We start from the raw sequence: 17,710 nt of genomic DNA, 5'->3' as shown, positions 1-17,710 counted from the left end.
AATTTTTTTTCGGTTAAATTTTGCTCTATAATGAATTTAAAGGAGTCGAAATATAAGGAAATGAAAATATACCATTCAGAGAGGTGATATGATGATCAATAGACTACAACACCAGTTATTTTGGTCCTTTTTAACGTTAACTTTCTTTTCTGTTTTTTCTACATCTATCCATGCTTGTGTATCGTCCCCGAGTTTTCCTATATGTGCGGCAAAATGTGTTATTTTTTCATCTCATACTGCAACATGTATTATCGGTTCTCAAGCGCCTAATCATTTAAATTCTGATGACTTAACTCCTATTGTAGCTGAAAAAAATAATTAATTGAAAATGGAATTCTATTGATATCCAGTTAGCACAATTATTGCGTTATATATTACGTTATATATTGTGTTATACGGAATTCTTCCTCTGTTTTTTCCTATTTTCCGCCCTTTGATAAAGGGCGGATTTTGGGGAATTTTTTTATTATTTAAAAATAGAGTAAATTGAAAAATATATTTTGGTTATTAAGATTCTATTTTTAATGTCAATTGACTAAGACTATTTAAATTAATAAGATAATGTTATTAAGATAAGAGAGTTGCTTAAATAGTTTTAGATTGAGTTTTGAAAAGATTCAAGCATTGATTAAACAGTTTTTTATAGCAATAATGGCTATTTTATAGTGGTTAGATTTAAATCTTCAATAATCGGTTTTTCTATATTGTATTTAGTAATATGGAAATAGTATTAATCTTGGCATTGTTGTAGTGATTTTTTTTCATGGGATAGTTTATTGTTTTATTAGGTTATTGTATTAATGGTTTATTTAATTAATGGAGATTAATTGAATTGTTATATCTATTTGTTAAATCTGTTTTTTATTTTTCTTGATAATTTATTTAATCTATTAAATTGAATCTATATATGAAATTATATTTTTGATGTTTTCTATTTTGTGGAATTGGTCACGGATAATTTAAATATTATCTATATCTTAGTGGCTGATTTTAGTCAGGGAATAAATTCAATCTATGATTTCTATATTTTTACGTCATCATCTTATTTGTTCTTGTAATATGCAAGCATGGTTTAATGTCGATCACCGCATTTCTCATTTTTTCCCTGATTAGTTGTTCTGGTTATATTTAAAATTAAATCTTGTAATCACTACATTTATTCTTGCGTATTTCTGGCTGTTTTTGGAAATTTGCCTGAATTATGCGGTATAGCCAACTATTGGATAAAAAAATATATATGAAACGTATTCCAGAACCTTTTCGTATTAAAATGATAGAAAATATTCGTATGACTACCCGTGCCGAACGTGAAAAAGCATTGGAAGAAGCCGGATATAATCCATTCCTGTTACCCAGTGATGCGGTTTATATTGATTTGCTGACAGATTCCGGTACCGGAGCAATGAGTGATCGCCAGTGGGCGGGCATGATGATGGGGGATGAAGCTTATGCCGGTTCCCGTAACTATTATCATCTATGTGATAAAGTTAATGAATTAATTGGTTACCCATATACTATTCCAACCCACCAAGGGCGTGGAGCGGAACAGATTTTATTCCCGACATTAATTGCCCGTAAAAAAGCACAAGGTGGTGCAACGCATCCGGTGTTTATTTCTAATTTCCATTTTGATACGACAGCGGCTCATGTTGAATTAAATGGCGCGAAAGCAATTAATGTTGTCACGCCAAAAGCCTTTGATACCACCACCTATTATGATTGGAAAGGCGATTTTGATATTGATGAATTGAAAAAAACGATAGCAGAACAGGGCGCTGATAATGTTGTCGCGATTATTACAACCGTTACCTGTAATAGTTCCGGTGGTCAGCCCATCTCTCTCGCTAATATGAAAGCCGTGTATGAGATTGCAAAGCAATATGATATTCCTGTAGTGATTGATTCAGCCCGCTTCTGTGAAAATGCCTGGTTTATTAAGCAAAGAGAAAAGGGCTATGAAAATAAATCCGTGAAACAGATCGTCAAGGAGATGTATCAATATGGCGATATGTTAACAATGTCAGCTAAAAAAGATCCTTTAGTCAATATTGGCGGTCTTTGTTGTTTCCGTGATGATGAAGATCTCTTTAATGAAGTGCGTACCCGTTGTGTGCCAATGGAAGGGTTTGTGACTTATGGCGGCCTTGCCGGGCGCGATATGGAGGCACTGGCGATTGGTCTTGAAGAAGGAATGAATGAAGATTATCTGACATATCGTATTAATCAGGTGGCTTATTTGGGTAATAGATTAAGAGAGGCTGGTATTCCTATTCAATATCCAACCGGTGGTCATGCTGTATTTGTTGATGCTAAATTATTATTACCGCATATTCCGGGGGAACAATTCCCTGCTCATGCGCTGAATAATGAATTATATCTGGAAGCGGGAATAAGAAGTGTGGAAATTGGTTCTTTGTTATTAGGTCGTGATCCAAAAACCGGCAAACAGAAACCATCGCCAATGGAGCTTTTGCGTTTAACTATTCCTCGCCGTGTCTATACTAATGATCATATGGATTATGTTGTAGAAGCCTTTATTTCCTTGAAGGAGCGAATGCCTCAGATTAAAGGATTAACATTTACTTATGAGCCATCAGTATTACGGCATTTCGTTGCAAGATTAAAACCAATTAAATAATAAATATCGGGATGCTCTTTATCTAAGAGCATCCCCAATTTTACTGCTTATTTATATAAAGCCACGCTAGGGTAACGCATATGGCTACTTTGCCGATAACAAAATCGTCTCCATCTTTATTTGGCGGCGCAATGATCATTGGCGGAACGATTATTGGCGCGGGCATGTTTTCCTTACCGGTTGTTATGTCAGGAGCATGGTTTTTCTGGTCAATCGCCGCTTTGATTTTTACCTGGTTTTGCATGTTGCATTCAGGATTAATGATATTGGAAGCCAATCTTAATTATCGAATTGGTTCAAGTTTCAGTACCATCACAAAAGATCTGTTGGGCAATGGTTGGAATATCATTAATGGTATTACCCTTGCTTTTGTTTTATATATACTAACCTACGCTTATATTTCCGCTAGCGGATCGATTATTCAACATGCTATGCGGGAGGTATCGATAGACTTTTCACCTGGGTTTGCTGGTTTTTTATTTGCTTTTGTGGTTGCATTTATTATCTGGTTAAGTACTAAAACTGTCAGCCGGATAACATCAATTATTCTTGGTGCTAAGATATTAACTTTCTTTATGACGTTTGGCGGTTTGCTTTATAACGTTAAACCAGCGGTATTGTTTAATACAACTGAAGTCAATCCGACTTACTGGCCTTATGTATTAATGACTTTACCTTTTTGTCTGGTCTCCTTTGGCTATCATGGCAATGTTCCTAGCCTGATGAAATATTATGGGAAAGAGCCAGAGAAAATAAAGAGATGCCTGTTTATTGGGACATCAATGGCCTTGGTGCTTTATTTGATCTGGTTAATTGGCGCAATGGGAAATATTTCCCGGCCTGATTTTGTCGAAATCATAGCAAAAGGGGGCAATATTGATGTTTTGGTTCAATCATTAAGTGGGGGATTGAACAGTTCAGCTCTGGACTTATTATTAACTCTCTTTTCTAACTTTGCCGTTGCCAGCTCATTCCTTGGCGTCACGCTTGGGTTGTTCGATTATCTGGCTGATCTGCTTAAATTTGATGATACCAAGTTGGGGCGTTTTAAAACGGCATTGGTGACGTTTCTTCCGCCAATGGTTGGTGGAATGATTTACCCGAATGGCTTTATTCATGCGATTGGCTTTGCTGGCCTTGCTGCAACAATTTGGGCTGCTATCGTTCCCGCATTACTTGCCAGAGCATCTCGTAAGCGATTTGGCAGCCCTATGTATCGAGTTTGGGGAGGTAATGTAATGCTCGGCTTGATTTTGTTATTTGGTGTACTGAATGCCATTGCGCATATCTTATCAAATTTTAATCTATGCCGGTTTATTCATAAAAAAACTCCTGCGGTGGGTGCCGCAGGAGCCTGGTGTTGACGGAAATAAGCTCCGAAAGGGAGAAAACAAAGCAGGTATATTTATGTTTTAATTTAGTTTGCTAACTCCCAACATCTTACAGCAAGGTTATTAACAGGAAGTTCTTATGGCTTCCCTTTAAGAACACGAATAATCAACTGCTTTAATTTCTTTTAGTACAACGTTCCAACAGACACGTCGTAAATTCGTCACTGATAGAACAATAGCATTAGAATGCCCTCTTTTGGCAACATTTTGCCTAGTCATTAATTAGTTGTATATAATCTTTCAATGTCAGTGTTGTTTTTGCAACAGTATTGCCGCCAGTACTAAGCCATCATCTGCTGGTATTCATCAATCACCTGTTGGCAAAAATCAGGTGAATTTACATGATGAGGGCTTTTAATTAGTTGTCTATTTTCCGTTTCTATCAATGTGGCCTCGAAAGCTTGGATGAATGCTTGATTAGCATCAGGATTCCAGAATGGTCCATCTTTAATGTCCAGAGCAGAAAACCCTCCTTCTGGAATAATAAATTTTACTTTTCCTTCGCACCGATTGAGTTTTTCAGCGATCCAAGTTCCCATTTGGCGGTTCTCTTCGGGTATGGTGCGCATTAATGTTACTTGCGAATTGTGCCGGTAAAATTGCCTGTATTTGTAGCGTTCTGGGATAGTATTCAGATGACCAAAGTTCACCATATCCAACGCTCCGCAAGAGCCAATATAAGGTATTTGCGAGCGAGCGATTGCTCCCAAACGGTCAGCGTCACAAGCAAGAGCGCCTCCAAACAGATAGTCACAGACCTCAGTGGTCGTGATATCCAGTAGACTGTGAAGCAAACGGCTTTCGGCTAGTTTTTCCATTGTTTTGCCGCCGCTGCCGGTTGCATGGAAAACCAGACAATCATACTGTTGTTCCAACTCTCTGGTTAATAACTGTATGCAAGGTGTCGTCACACCAAACATCGTCAGACCAATAGCCGGTTTATCTTCAATATTGTTCTCTTCATGAAAATAGACTGCCCCTGCAATTTGGTTGGCCGCGTTTTTTAACACTTGGCGAGAGATTCGGTTAAGACCGGATACATCAGTGACCGAATACAGCATAGAAATATCGCTAACACCCACATAGCCAGAAACATCACCGGAGGCCATAGTAGAAACCATAAGTTTTGGTATACCTACGGGTAAAGATTGCATTGCCGGTGTGATCAGCGCTGTACCGCAGGAACCTCCCAGACCTAGAATGGCTAAAACATCAGTTTGTTTTGATAAAAAAATATTGAAAGCAACTGACATTGCGGAAATGGCTTTCCCCTTATCACCACAGAAAACCGCTTCTTTACCCTGCGGGTGATGCTCTGCTACTGTTTGGGCCGTAATATCCGCACCTCTTTCCAGTGAGCCGGGTTGAGTAGTCAAATCCACAGTTCGAACAGCAAGGCCAGCTTTTTTGATCAGATCCCTGACGTAGAAAATTTCTGCGCGCTTGGTATCAAAAATAGTAGCGATATATACATAGCCTTGGTTTTTTTTCATTATAATTATGAATACTTCCCTGGTGCTGACTACTCATTCATGGACAGATTATAGTCAAGATGAGACTCAAGTATCACTGTTATATTATCAAATTGAGACTGTTATCTCATTTTATCCATAAATAAGCTGAATCAATTTGATCGTTTTGTAGATAGTTGAGTAGAGTGATGATAGCGGAAAAGTATTTTAACCATAAGTGTTAATGTAGCGATTTTTATTGTGAAAGAGCTGTGGGGATGATGGACTCGAAGACAAAAACTCATTTTACCGGTACTCGGAAAAAAACTTATACATTGCTAATAAATGCGGCGTTGGAACTTTTTGAACAGAGAGCGATACCTTCGGTTTCTGAATTGGCAATGCATGCTGGTGTTTCCAGAGCAACGGCATATCGTTATTTTCCGACTCAAAGTGATTTAATTGATGCAATTGTCGGCGCCAGCCTTGGACCGATTCTTACCTGGAAGCCTACCAGTGAAAAAACTGAGGAGCGGATTATTGAGTTGTTGAATTTTGCCTATCCCCGAATGTTTCAACATGAAGGCGCATTGCGGGCTGCTCTGTTGGTTTCTTTGCAACAATGGGCTCACGGATGCTTATCTGAAGATAAACAGGAAAAGAAAGTGGTTCGTGGGCATCGTAAAGATATCCTTGCAATGGTTGTTGAACCTTTAAAAGGGCATTTTCCGCCGGATACCTTGGAAAATGTCATTCGTTCTTTCTCCCTGATTTATGGCTCTGAAGTCTTTCTGGTGATGAAAGATATCTGGCAGATGGATAATGCAGAAATTATTGAGATCACTAAATGGATGGCAAAAGCGATTATCAATCAGGCGCACAGAGATTCTGAGTTAGCGTGATTTTTGTCTATGTTTTATATAACTGACGGTTATTTTTATGCAAAATATTCCTGCTTATGATGATGTTATAGCGGCTGCCCGGCGTATAGAAGGTTATGCTCACCGTACTCCGGTCCTGACTTCCGGTACTGCTGATGAAATGACTGGAGCCAAGTTATTTTTTAAATGTGAAAATTATCAGCGGATGGGAGCATTTAAATTTCGTGGTGCTTTTAATGCGTTATCACAATTTAGTGATGAACAACGCCGTAATGGGGTTGTGACTTATTCATCGGGTAATCATGCTCAGGCGATTTCATTGGCAGCTCGTATACTGAATATGCCGGCGACAATCATTATGCCGTTCGATGCGCCGGCGGCTAAGGTAGCGGCGACCGAAGGTTATGGTGGTAAAATTGTTTTTTATGATCGTTATACGGACGATCGCGAACAAATTAGTCGTGAATTATCAGAAAAGCAGGGATTGACCTTAATTCCTCCTTATGATCACCCGCATATTATTGCCGGGCAGGGAACAGCGGCAAAAGAGTTGTTTGAAGAGGTTGGTGAACTGAACGCATTGTTTGTCTGTCTTGGTGGCGGAGGTTTGCTTTCAGGGAGTGCGCTTGCTGCTCGCTATTTCTCTCCTGAATGTAAAATTTATGGCGTAGAACCGGAAGCGGGTAATGATGCTCAACAATCATTCCGTCAGGGGAAGATTATCCATATTGATACGCCAAGAACCATTGCTGATGGAGCGCAAACTCAACACCTTGGTCAATACACTTTCGATATTATCCGAAGAAACGTTGATGATATTTTCACGGTTTCTGATGAAGAATTGGTGGATACAATGCATTTTTATGCTGAAAGAATGAAGATGATTGTTGAACCAACCGGCTGCCTGAGTTTTGCTGCTGCCTGCCAGATGAGTCAATCACTGAGAGGCCAAAGGGTAGGGATTATTGTCAGTGGCGGTAATGTGGATATCGAACGTTACTGCACTTTGCTGGCAAAACAACCTTAGACATAATAAGTCACATAGAAAGGTTTTTTTGATATTCACAGAACTTATAATATTGTTTTGCAATGTAATTATTGTTTTTCAGTTGTTGATTTTTGTATTTAAATATTAACTGTGGGGCTAATATTATGTGTTAGCCACTACATATTTTATGTTAATATTTTCCTATGTTATATTCACATTGATACATGTTATATTAATCATATACATCCTAATTAATTTATTTGGATGTATATGATTAATATATATGTTTTCTTCAACTTATGTCTAAGTTGGCAATAGAGCACAAATATAAATTATTCAAGTGATTAATTTCATATTATTGAATTAATATGATGGCGGTAGCTATTATCTAATCCGCTTGCCTTAATAACATATTTTTCATAACTTCAAACATAGGTGATTATATGTCTACAGAAAATAGTATTGTTAATGATTTTAATGGGAAAACGAAGACTCTTGGATGGGATATTATTGCTGCCTATGATAGAGATAAAATAAATATGCTGTTTGAACAGCAATATGTGAGAAAAGTGAGTGAAGGTACACATTTTTCTCCTATTTTCTGGGAAAGCAAAGATAAGAAGACAAAATTTGACAATTTGATATTGGGAGTACCATTAATTTCCTTTGAAAATTCATCAATTGAAGGTTCTCAGGCAACGGTAAAATTAAACTTTATTTCTGGCACGATAGTAGAACTTTATGATGATGGTAGAGTAAAGAATTATCAAAGAATTACGCCGAATAATGATTACTATATGACCATAACTGTTGACTTAATTGCGGCAACAGGAGCTGTTGGTAATGATGGAAAAGTTGTCGTTGAGTTTAAAAAAGGGACTTTGGGGGAAGTTAATGTTATTGACAATGCGCCAGCCGAAGTAAAGGAGTTTTTCCGTAATTTGCTCAAGAATAATGACGTCACTTATGAGTTAGGTATCTTGAAGTTGAATAATACGGATGGATTAGTGCCGAAAATGTTTAAAATCAGAACGCAACCGGCACCCGGTGCTAATGTATATGGTTCTGATAATTATGGTCATGGGGCGGTGTTGTTATTTATTGCAACAAACTATAATCCTAACGGTGGAGTATTACCAACTAACTCAAGTAATTTTCCCTATTTGATACCGGATAATCGTTCTGCGGTGTTAATTCTCAGTAATAAGACACTGTTTGAGAATATTCTTAAGCCGCAATATGAATATTTATTACCGAGTTCGACCGGAGTAGAATTAGAACTAGTCAGTCTCGATAGTCAACAAGATGATTCAGCTAAATATTTGAATATAAAAAGCGGATATTCTGAAAGTGATGAGCCTGTACAATATAAAAGGGGAAACTATACAGTATGGACGGGATTGGTTAAATATAATGGCGCCACGAGCATTTGGCCGGAAAAGGTAAAAACTCCTTATTCTGGCATGTATATTAAACCTGAGAAGGAAAAAATTATCTTTTCTGGAGTAGGTAATAGTGGTCAACCTTATCATTTTTCTCAAAGCGTTGGCGTCTTGGAAGATAGTTTAATAACTGGTCATTATTCTAGAAATAACATTGATTTCTATGTTGATGGTTCGATAGATATTACGCCTACAGTTATATCTAATGATGAAATTAAGTTAGAATCACATTATGGAATGAGTACCCGTTATGATAAACAAGGCGCATCTGGATGGGGCGGTCTTATCGGCCCTGATTTTGAATCAGAGTTTATTGATAAAACAGCAGAAATTGTTAAAGGTGTCGTTGAAACGGATTTAGCCAACGTAGCAAAAATTCAATTAAATAGCATTAGCCTATTTGCAGTTAATCACCTTCTTTTTCCTGAAAGCAATTATCTTGAATTTGATAAAGTGTATGTGCCCGGGGATATGGTGTTATTTGGTAATATTTCCCCAACATCAACTGCTTTTAAAATCAATGATCTTCAATTAACGATGCCAGTAAACACTAAGCATAAATTCACAACCAACACCAATGCAACGGTAAATTGGTCTATTACTCCAGCAGAATTGGGGAGTATTGATGCGAATACTGGCGATTATACGGCACCGACTAAGATAAAAGGGAATAGTCAAATTGTGACAATTACTGCGACAGATGCTAAAACAAACGCTAAAGCTTCAGCGGTTGTAACTCTGTTGCCTTCCTCAGTATCGGTTAGCCCTTCTTTCGTTGTTATCAATGAAAATGATGTTAATAAGAATGTCAATTTTACTGTTTATGGTAATAAGAAAGTGAATTGGAGTGTGGAAACGGGTACTGTCTATGGTGTTGTTGATGCGAATGGCAAATATACGCCTCCGTCTTCTTTCCCGGCCGGATATAATATGGTTACGGTGACGGCTGTTGCTGATAATGGCGATTTAGATAAAGTGAATATTTTGCTTATCAGTAAAAACACGCAAGCTGAGTTCAGGATTGATCCTAGCTATAGCAGAGATTCATTAATACCAGATGGAAATATAGATTTTTCTTCTACAGGTAACTCAGATTTTTCTCCAAGTGAATGGAGCCTTATGCCAGAAAGAGGAGATACTAAGGTGGGGAAACCCGAAATTGTAGGAAAAGATGAGTTTGACAATCCTATCGAAAAATATACTGCAACTTATACTGCGCCAAATGATATTACGCGTTCAGAAATTGTTTTACTCAGAGTGACACATAAAAATAAACCCAATCGTGCGGGATATGCTCTGATTACACTGGAACCGAAAATCAGTTAATTATTAAATACTCTTAATAACTATCAGATGATGCAATAAACTCCTTATTGTTTATTGCATCTCTGTTCTCAAATTTATTCTCATTGTTAGATAAAATCCTCATCCATATATTTCCAATAAATAAAGGCGATTCTATGAATCATGATATCAGCCCATTGCTAGAGAAATTAGGTAATAAATATAACTTTACCGATAAGATAATTGAATCAGATTATAAATCTATTTTTGACATTATAAGAATACCTCGTAATCTATTTTTAGCGAAGTATAATTCAGAACATCAGGCAGCAGATATTTATGATACAGCAAACAGCTATGCTATACAAATAGCGCGTAAATTTCGCCAGCAGCATTATACTCATCATACATATGCCAGGAGTTATTCTTCTCTTTCATTAAAAGAAAATCCTCAATATCAATCTTTATTTCAGGATAACTGGCAGCAATATTGCCCAAATAGCGCACCGGAAGCAAATAATTCACCGGTTGCTTATTTGGCAGAGATTTATAAATTAGCTATGGATATTGAAATCAATGCCGAAGCTGAAGCAATTAAAATTGATAAACGCCGACCTGATTTAGCTCACTTAATTCTGGATGATGTCAGTATTAATCAGGAAATTACAACACTGTCATTGGTTAATACCATGCTTAGTCAGCGTTTGGAAGATATGCTAAAACAGCAAGGAAAGGCCAATTTATCCAGTTATGATCTTTTGGTTAATGTACGTTATCCATTCCAGCTCCCTTATGATTATGCACAAAACCAAATTAACCTAACGTTTGATAATAAAAAACTTTTTTGTCTGGAGATGATGCAACAGACAGATAAGAGTTATCCTTATTTTCTTAAATCCAATCTGAATACTGCTAATGGAGAATTTGTAGTACCTTTAGCAAATCAGCTAGGAATTTCTCAGCAAAAAATAATTAGTGAGCCTTTGAATTCATCTAATAGCCAATTCTATCAGGATAATTACGGTGTTAATAATGAGAAATTACTGGAATTGTTATCAACTTTTACTACACAAACTTCTCTCTCTGTAGCGGAAGTTGAGCAATTATTATGTATAAAAGGAATATCTACCAATAAAGGGGCGGCATTGGAACAAAATAACGTGAGATTATCGCAAAATGTGCGTAATTTAACTATGCCTGCGGCGCCTTATAGTTATGGCGCCATTTTTATTAACGGACCAAATGCAAAAGAGAGTGATTTTTTACATTTGTATCGTGAATTTGTTTCAAATGTTAATTTGCCACAAGAAGTAAATAAATTATCAGGTGTGAGCCATGAACGCTTTGATAGATTAAATCGCATGATACGGTTGTGGAAATGGGTTAATTTGCCGGTAGATAAAATTGATCTATTGGTGACTTCGACTATGCGGGCAGAAGGGGATGCAAATAAACAATTACAGATGAATGAGAATACCTTACGTATGTTAGGTATTTTCCATCATTGGAGCAAGAAATATCATATCTCACCTGATGATTTTGCCGCGTTGATATATCAAATTACCCCTTTTTCGACGGGTGCCGATATCCCTTTCTTTGATCAGATTTTCAATTCATCTGCGTTATTTGATACGCCATTGGTGATTGATGATAGTGAGTTTTATTCGGAGAAAAAACAGGACGATATTATTATTAGTAAGTTATGCGCTGGATTGAAAATTGAAGCGAAGGATTTTTCTCTATTAGCGCCATTAGTTGCCGAATCGATTGGTAAGAAGAGTTTAACATGTTCACTTGCTGTTATTTCTGCGTTTTATCGCATTGTGCAATTATCGAGAATTTTGGGATTAACACCACAGGAAGGTGTGGTTCTTTTAACGCTGATAGGTGGAAATAAAGTATTAAAACAGGTTGCTGGTATTCCTTATTTATCGCAATCGGGAAATAATAGGCAAACAGATATCTTGGATATTATGATTGCAATGGAGCAAGCCACAGAATGGTTGGCAAAAAATAAATTATCTGTTGGTACTCTTCAACTATTATTATTACCGGCAAACGAAGTCGTTATGACCGGAAATGCAGCCCAGATTGCCTTTATTAATCAAGTTGGACTGCATCGTAATTCAGAAAGCTTAACCCTGGAAAGTTTATCGTCGAATACCTTGCCAGCATTAGATAATAATGGTGATTTGATTAATTGGCTAACTCCACGTCAAACGGTTTTAAATGCAGTATCGCATCAAAAATATGGCTTAGTTAAACCTGATGTTAATATCACTGATGAAATTAATAAAGCGATAAAAAGTATATTACTTGATGATAAAGTCAAACTATCTATTGCTGAGCAATGGACTGCAATTATCACGCAAACTCAATCTGCACAAAATGCAATATCAGCCAGTATGTTGGCAAATGCATTTCAGTTATCACAACCATTTCCGTTATTTATTTTAAATTGGATCGGTTCAAGTAGTTATGATTTTTTGTTGAAGTCATTTGAACTGTTTGATAACAAGAATTTACAGCCAGAGATGATCGACCAGGATTATTTGATACTGATGTATGATTTATCGCGATATATTGCAGTGATTAAGACCTTCCAATTGAGTACTGTGATGTTGAATCATTTTTCTGAACATCCTGAATGGTTTGGCTGCCAGAGCACGCAACTTTCTTTATCGGTTATTTATTATTTCAGTCGCTATCGGGATTGGATGCAGTTAGCTGCTTCTTTAGATAACTCGGAAGATAAAATATTGCGTTATTTGCAGCTCGTCAATACGGATGGTCAAAATAACGATAAAGCTAATATGGTGAAAATATTAACTGAACTATTGTCATGGCAGAGTGATGAAGTGATATTGGCTAATTCATATGTTGTTGGCAAGGAAGATAATACAGCAAAAACATTGGCCGAAATAGATACCATGATGAGACTTAAAGTTTGGTCTGAGGAAATGGCGCTTTCCATGCGTTCATTGTTAGCGACGATAAATATTAATGCTCATTCCTCTTATGAGGATTATAAACAGGTTGGTACAGCGATAGTCGCAACTCTGTAAATATAACTGTCATGGTGGAATAACAAATGTTTAATAGAGGTTCAGGATATGAAAAATATTGTTTCTAAAAAATTAGCTGAGAATGTTCGTGATGGATTGGTGAGTTATTATTTGGGGCATATTGCAGAAACAGCTAATGTACCCGATTTAAAGACGCCGGATGATTTGTATCAATATTTACTTATTGATAATCAGGTATCTAGTCAGGTTAATACCAGTGTCGTTGCACAAGCGATTTCCAGTGTTCAGCAATATATTAATGGTATTATGCTTAATATGGAACCCGGGTATGATTATCAATATGAAGATAAAGTAGAAAAATGGAATAATGTTTTAAGCCAATATAATATTTGGGCTGGTTTTCAACAATTATGGAATTATCCAGAGAATTATATTAGCCCTATATTACGTCAAGGTAAAACAAGTGATTTTAAGGAGTTAGAGGGTAATTTAAATAAAGGTAAATTGAGTGACGAGGTTGTTCAGGAAGCCATATTGAATTACTTGAATAAATTTGAAGAGATAAGTAACTTAGAGTTAATGAGTGGCTATATCAATACGACTAAAGAATTAGCCCCCGCTCAGGCTGAATATTATTTTATTGGTAAAATGAATATTACGCCAGGTCAATATTACTGGCGATCGCTGAATATGGCTAATCGAAATATGCAAGATGTCATTAATCCTACCGCTTGGAAAGAATGGGAGAAAATTGGCATTCCTGCTACTGGGGAAGTGATTAAGATCCGGCCGATTGTTATTGATGGTCGTCTTCATATCGTTTGGTTGGCACATGAAGCTGATAATAATAAACAAGAAAATTATTATAGTATTAATTTGATCTATCGAAAATTTAATGGTGAATGGAGTCTTCCAAATAAATTACGTACTTTTACGGGTGATAAGAATAAAGTTAATAGTGGTTTTGAACTAATTGCATTAATGGATTTGCGAGCTGAACCTGTATTAGTTATTTCTGCTATTTATAAAACAGAAAAATCAAATGATAATATATCAAAAGAAGATCATCATCCGTACTCTTGTAATTTACTATTTAACGAAGTTCCTGTGCCTTTGGTTGGTGATAAGTTATTAGATCTCTATATTTATCAACAGATTAAATCTAATCCTACGGAAGATCTCGCACAATCGAATATGTTGTCAGCTTATTTTGGCGATACTTATAAATTAGTTGATAAACCGGTTTATCAGGAGTCAGGAAGTCATTCTGGGCTTGCGACAGGGAAAATGACACTATTTGCTGAAATGGGCAGTAGCAAACTACGCCTTAGTGGTAATAATAGTTTGTCAATTGGGAAAGAGGTTATTAAGTCTGTAGTATGTGATATTGATCTTAAAAGTAAATCGAGTGAAGCAGGAAAGGTTAATATTTCACTCGCTGATGGCGCCAAAGAAAATAATGGAAAAATAACCGTTTCTGTCGTGGTGACTATTAATGATAATGGTTATGCATCAGGTGACTATTTTTATATTATGTTTAATTCAAGTCAAAGTGGCTATCCTGAGCTAAATGTTAATTTTTCTGAATGGGGAGAAAAACAGGGTAATGCCTATCATTTTACCAAAGAAATGGAAGTGCCATTGTCTGGATTGCAAGAGGCTAAAGTATTCAGTTCAGAGATTAATAAATCTGGTGGTAAACTTGTTGCATCTGGAGAGGGAACGCCAAAAGTAGATATTGATCATTCAGGTTATAGGGAGGCTGATTTCTGTTTATGGAATACTAAAGGGGGAAGCGATAGTCTGTTATATTCAGAACGCCAATTACTCAATGGAAATAGTCTTATTCCTACGGTAGAACTTGATCTCGATGAAATAAATGGTAATGATTCAAGTGTATTTTTAAAATTAGGTTATAAAAAAGAGGGGGAAGATGCGGACTTAGGTTATAATTATTATGAAGTTAAACTAAGTAAAACTCCCTATCCTAATTTGCTGTTGGCCTATGATAAAAAAACGCAAGCACAGTATTTGGATATGACTGAATTACAATTTAAATATCGATCTATCAGATTAAATACCCTATTTGGTAAAGAGCTTATTGCGCGGGCTAACCATTCTATTGCAGATGTATTGAGTTGGGAGGCGCAACATATTAAAGAGCCGCCTATTCCGGGGAGTAATGAAAATAGTGATTCGGCGCTTAACGGAGCGAATAGTATTTATTTCTGGGAGCTTTTCTTTCATGTGCCTTATTTAGTTGCTTATCAACTCAATGCGTCACAACAATATCAGGATGCTCAAAACTGGTTGCATTATATTTTTAACCCAGGAGTAAAAAATAAGGCTAATGGTAGTCTAAGCTATTGGAATTGCAGCTTGTTAGAGGTTTCCCAAGATAGTTCAGTACAACTAAAAGGATTACAAGATCCAGATGCGATAGCTTATGCAGATCCGGTACATTATAAGAAAGCCATATTTCAAATGTATGTGCAGAACTTAATTGATTTTGGTGATAGTTTTTATCGCTTTCTGACCAATGACGGACTTAATAATGCTAAATTACGCTATCTTCAAGCACAGCAATTACTGGGTCCCAGACCTGATTTTGATTTAGTTAGTCATTGGCTACCGATTGAATTGGCGGATGTCACCTCTTCAAAGAATAATAAATTACGCGAATTTGAGAGTAATATTGATCCTGATATATTAATTGATCTTCCAGCCACTGAAGTCGGTGCTCATACGGCGGTGGATAATGCTATTTTCCGAGTTCCTTTGAACAATGATTTATTGTGGTATTGGGATATTTTATCCAGCAGATTTTATAATTTGCGCCATAACTTAACTTTAGATGGTAAACCTTTGTCGTTACCATTATATGCAACACCGGTTGATCCAAAAAATTTGCTCGCTTTAATGGCGAACGGTGGATCATTATTGGCAGCAGGTAGTACGGGTATTTTGAATATACCGCCTTATCGTTTCCGGGCATTATTACCCAGTGTTTATCATGCGGTAGATACATTAAGTCATTTTGGTGATTTACTCTTGAGTGCGCAAGAACGTAAAGATCGCGCAGAACAGGAAGAGTTGAATCAATTACATTTGAATGAGTTAGCTATTTTTGCTATTTCATTGCAGAAAGATGCTGTCGCAATTGCTGAAAAAGGGAAAGAGGCATTATTAAAAAGTCAGCAGACATTACAACAGCGAATTGATCATTATAAGGCGCTTTATGATGAAAATATTTCTACAGATGAAACCAATGCGCTGAATTTACAAGGTACGGCAAAAATTATTTCTTCTGTTGAGGAAGGAATGTTAACTGCCGCCGGTGCCGCTTCGTTGATACCTAGCATTGCGGGAACGTCATTTGGTGGACAACGATGGCATATGCCGCTTGTTTGTTCTGCCGGTATTACACGTACTGCATCATTAATCATGCACATGGCGAGTGATACATTGAGTGTTAAAGCGGGTTATAACCGGCGACGTGAAGAGTGGGAGATTCAATATAAACAGGCGGAAAGTGAGCTGGAAATGTTGAAAAAACAGCTTGAACAGCAAGAGGCGCAAATCTCCGCCGCGAATACAACGTTACAACAATCTCAGGCTCAACTGCAAAAAGAGCAGGATATGTATCAATTTCTTACGGTGACCAGAGTAACGAAATCTTCTCTTTATCAATGGCTGAATGATCAGATGATGTCATTATATCGTCAGGCTTACGATGCAGTGCTTTCGTTATGTTTAAATGCACAAGCATGCTGGCAATATGAAATGGGGGATTTTGCCACACAATTTATTGTGCAAAATGGTTGGGATGATAACCATAATGGTTTATTGGTAGGTGAAAAGATTAAATTGAATCTACTGAAAATGGAGTCAGCTTATTTGAATCGTAATGAACGTCGTTTAGAGTTAACTAAAACAATCTCGTTAAAAAATCTATTATCTGGTACTAAAAAATGGGCAGAGATTCAATCTGAACTTAAAACCGGTGAAGGAATGACATTTATACTGAATGAAAAGTTATTTGATCAAGATTATGCCGGGCATTATTTACGCCAAATCACTTCTGTATCAGTCACGCTACCAACATTAATTGGTCCTTATCAGGATATTAAAGCGACCTTAACTCAAACGAAAAGTTATACGTTGAAAACGCCGGATATTAATGGTGTGAAATATTTACTGTCAAATAAGGAGGGCGATAATAAGCAGATTGTCACCAATTTGCGGGCGAGCCAACAAATCGCACTTTCATCAGGGATTAATGATAGTGGTACATTTAATCTTAATTTCGGTGATGATCGCTATTTACCTTTTGAAGGAACTGGGGCGGTTTCTGACTGGAAACTTACCTTCCCATCAGCGGCAACAGACAGTATACAGCGAGATATTCTGGATAATTTGACCGATATTATTTTGCATGTACGTTATACTGCGAAAGATGGCGGTGAGGCATTTGCCGGTCAGGTAAGAGAGCTACTTAAATAATATGTTTATTTGTCGCTGTTTTTGTATTTAATATTTAATCAGGAATCTGGTAAATTTATTCCCATTATTTGCCAGGTTCTTGCTGTTTTAATTGGGGATGAAGCCA

General features: G+C 36.8%; 9 protein-coding genes. 8 read left to right on the top strand and 1 reads right to left on the bottom strand.

Annotated features, from left to right (window positions below):
• Positions 1-1,014 precede the first annotated feature (1,014 nt).
• From tnaC to mtr, 3 genes are all read left to right on the top strand, one after another.
• Complete coding sequence (gene tnaC / locus TI10_RS26630; RefSeq protein ID WP_074524924.1) at positions 1,015-1,113, top strand: tryptophanase leader peptide; 99 nt, start codon at positions 1,015-1,017, stop codon at positions 1,111-1,113.
• Positions 1,114-1,237: 124 nt separating this feature from the next.
• Positions 1,238-2,638: a tryptophanase gene (gene tnaA / locus TI10_RS10950; RefSeq protein ID WP_049583410.1), complete on the top strand. Its 1,401-nt coding sequence runs from the start codon at positions 1,238-1,240 to the stop codon at positions 2,636-2,638.
• Positions 2,639-2,718: 80 nt separating this feature from the next.
• Entirely contained in the window at positions 2,719-4,002 is a 1,284-nt protein-coding gene (gene mtr / locus TI10_RS10945; RefSeq protein WP_049583320.1) for a tryptophan permease, read from the top strand.
• Positions 4,003-4,310: 308 nt separating this feature from the next.
• Here the strand turns inward: mtr and TI10_RS10940 are convergent, their stop codons facing one another.
• The gene (locus tag TI10_RS10940) at positions 4,311-5,522 is read right to left on the bottom strand and encodes a Tm-1-like ATP-binding domain-containing protein (RefSeq protein ID WP_049583319.1); all 1,212 of its coding nucleotides are present in this window, start codon (positions 5,520-5,522) and stop codon (positions 4,311-4,313) included.
• A gap of 236 nt (positions 5,523-5,758) precedes the next feature.
• On the opposite strand from TI10_RS10940, the gene TI10_RS10935 reads away from it, so the two are divergent.
• From TI10_RS10935 to TI10_RS10915, 5 genes are all read left to right on the top strand, one after another.
• Positions 5,759-6,382: a TetR/AcrR family transcriptional regulator gene (locus TI10_RS10935; RefSeq protein WP_049583318.1), complete on the top strand. Its 624-nt coding sequence runs from the start codon at positions 5,759-5,761 to the stop codon at positions 6,380-6,382.
• A 37-nt stretch (positions 6,383-6,419) separates the two neighbouring features.
• Entirely contained in the window at positions 6,420-7,388 is a 969-nt protein-coding gene (locus TI10_RS10930) for a threo-3-hydroxy-L-aspartate ammonia-lyase (protein ID WP_049583317.1), read from the top strand.
• 404 nt (positions 7,389-7,792) lie between these two features.
• A complete protein-coding gene (locus TI10_RS10925; RefSeq protein WP_049583316.1) occupies positions 7,793-10,117 on the top strand; it encodes a hypothetical protein in 2,325 nt (774 codons plus the stop codon).
• Positions 10,118-10,251: 134 nt separating this feature from the next.
• Entirely contained in the window at positions 10,252-13,140 is a 2,889-nt protein-coding gene (locus TI10_RS10920; protein WP_049583315.1) for a Tc toxin subunit A, read from the top strand.
• Positions 13,141-13,188: 48 nt separating this feature from the next.
• Positions 13,189-17,604: a Tc toxin subunit A-related protein gene (locus TI10_RS10915; RefSeq protein WP_049583314.1), complete on the top strand. Its 4,416-nt coding sequence runs from the start codon at positions 13,189-13,191 to the stop codon at positions 17,602-17,604.
• Positions 17,605-17,710 lie beyond the last annotated feature (106 nt).

Origin of the sequence: Photorhabdus luminescens subsp. luminescens, from assembly GCF_001083805.1 — a bacterium.
In the GTDB taxonomy this organism is placed as follows: Bacteria; Pseudomonadota; Gammaproteobacteria; order Enterobacterales; family Enterobacteriaceae; genus Photorhabdus; species Photorhabdus luminescens.
This window is presented reverse-complemented; position numbering and strand designations above follow the sequence as displayed.

Excerpts from the sequence above, each read along its gene's own strand:
- tnaC (WP_074524924.1), top strand. The coding sequence starts at position 1,015 with ATGATTTCTATATTTTTACGTCATCATCTTATTTGTTCTTGTAATATG.
- tnaA (WP_049583410.1), top strand. The coding sequence starts at position 1,238 with ATGAAACGTATTCCAGAACCTTTTCGTATTAAAATGATAGAAAATATT.
- mtr (WP_049583320.1), top strand. The coding sequence starts at position 2,719 with ATGGCTACTTTGCCGATAACAAAATCGTCTCCATCTTTATTTGGCGGC.
- TI10_RS10940 (WP_049583319.1), bottom strand. The coding sequence starts at position 5,522 with ATGAAAAAAAACCAAGGCTATGTATATATCGCTACTATTTTTGATACC.
- TI10_RS10935 (WP_049583318.1), top strand. The coding sequence starts at position 5,759 with ATGATGGACTCGAAGACAAAAACTCATTTTACCGGTACTCGGAAAAAA.
- TI10_RS10930 (WP_049583317.1), top strand. The coding sequence starts at position 6,420 with ATGCAAAATATTCCTGCTTATGATGATGTTATAGCGGCTGCCCGGCGT.
- TI10_RS10925 (WP_049583316.1), top strand. The coding sequence starts at position 7,793 with ATGTCTACAGAAAATAGTATTGTTAATGATTTTAATGGGAAAACGAAG.
- TI10_RS10920 (WP_049583315.1), top strand. The coding sequence starts at position 10,252 with ATGAATCATGATATCAGCCCATTGCTAGAGAAATTAGGTAATAAATAT.
- TI10_RS10915 (WP_049583314.1), top strand. The coding sequence starts at position 13,189 with ATGAAAAATATTGTTTCTAAAAAATTAGCTGAGAATGTTCGTGATGGA.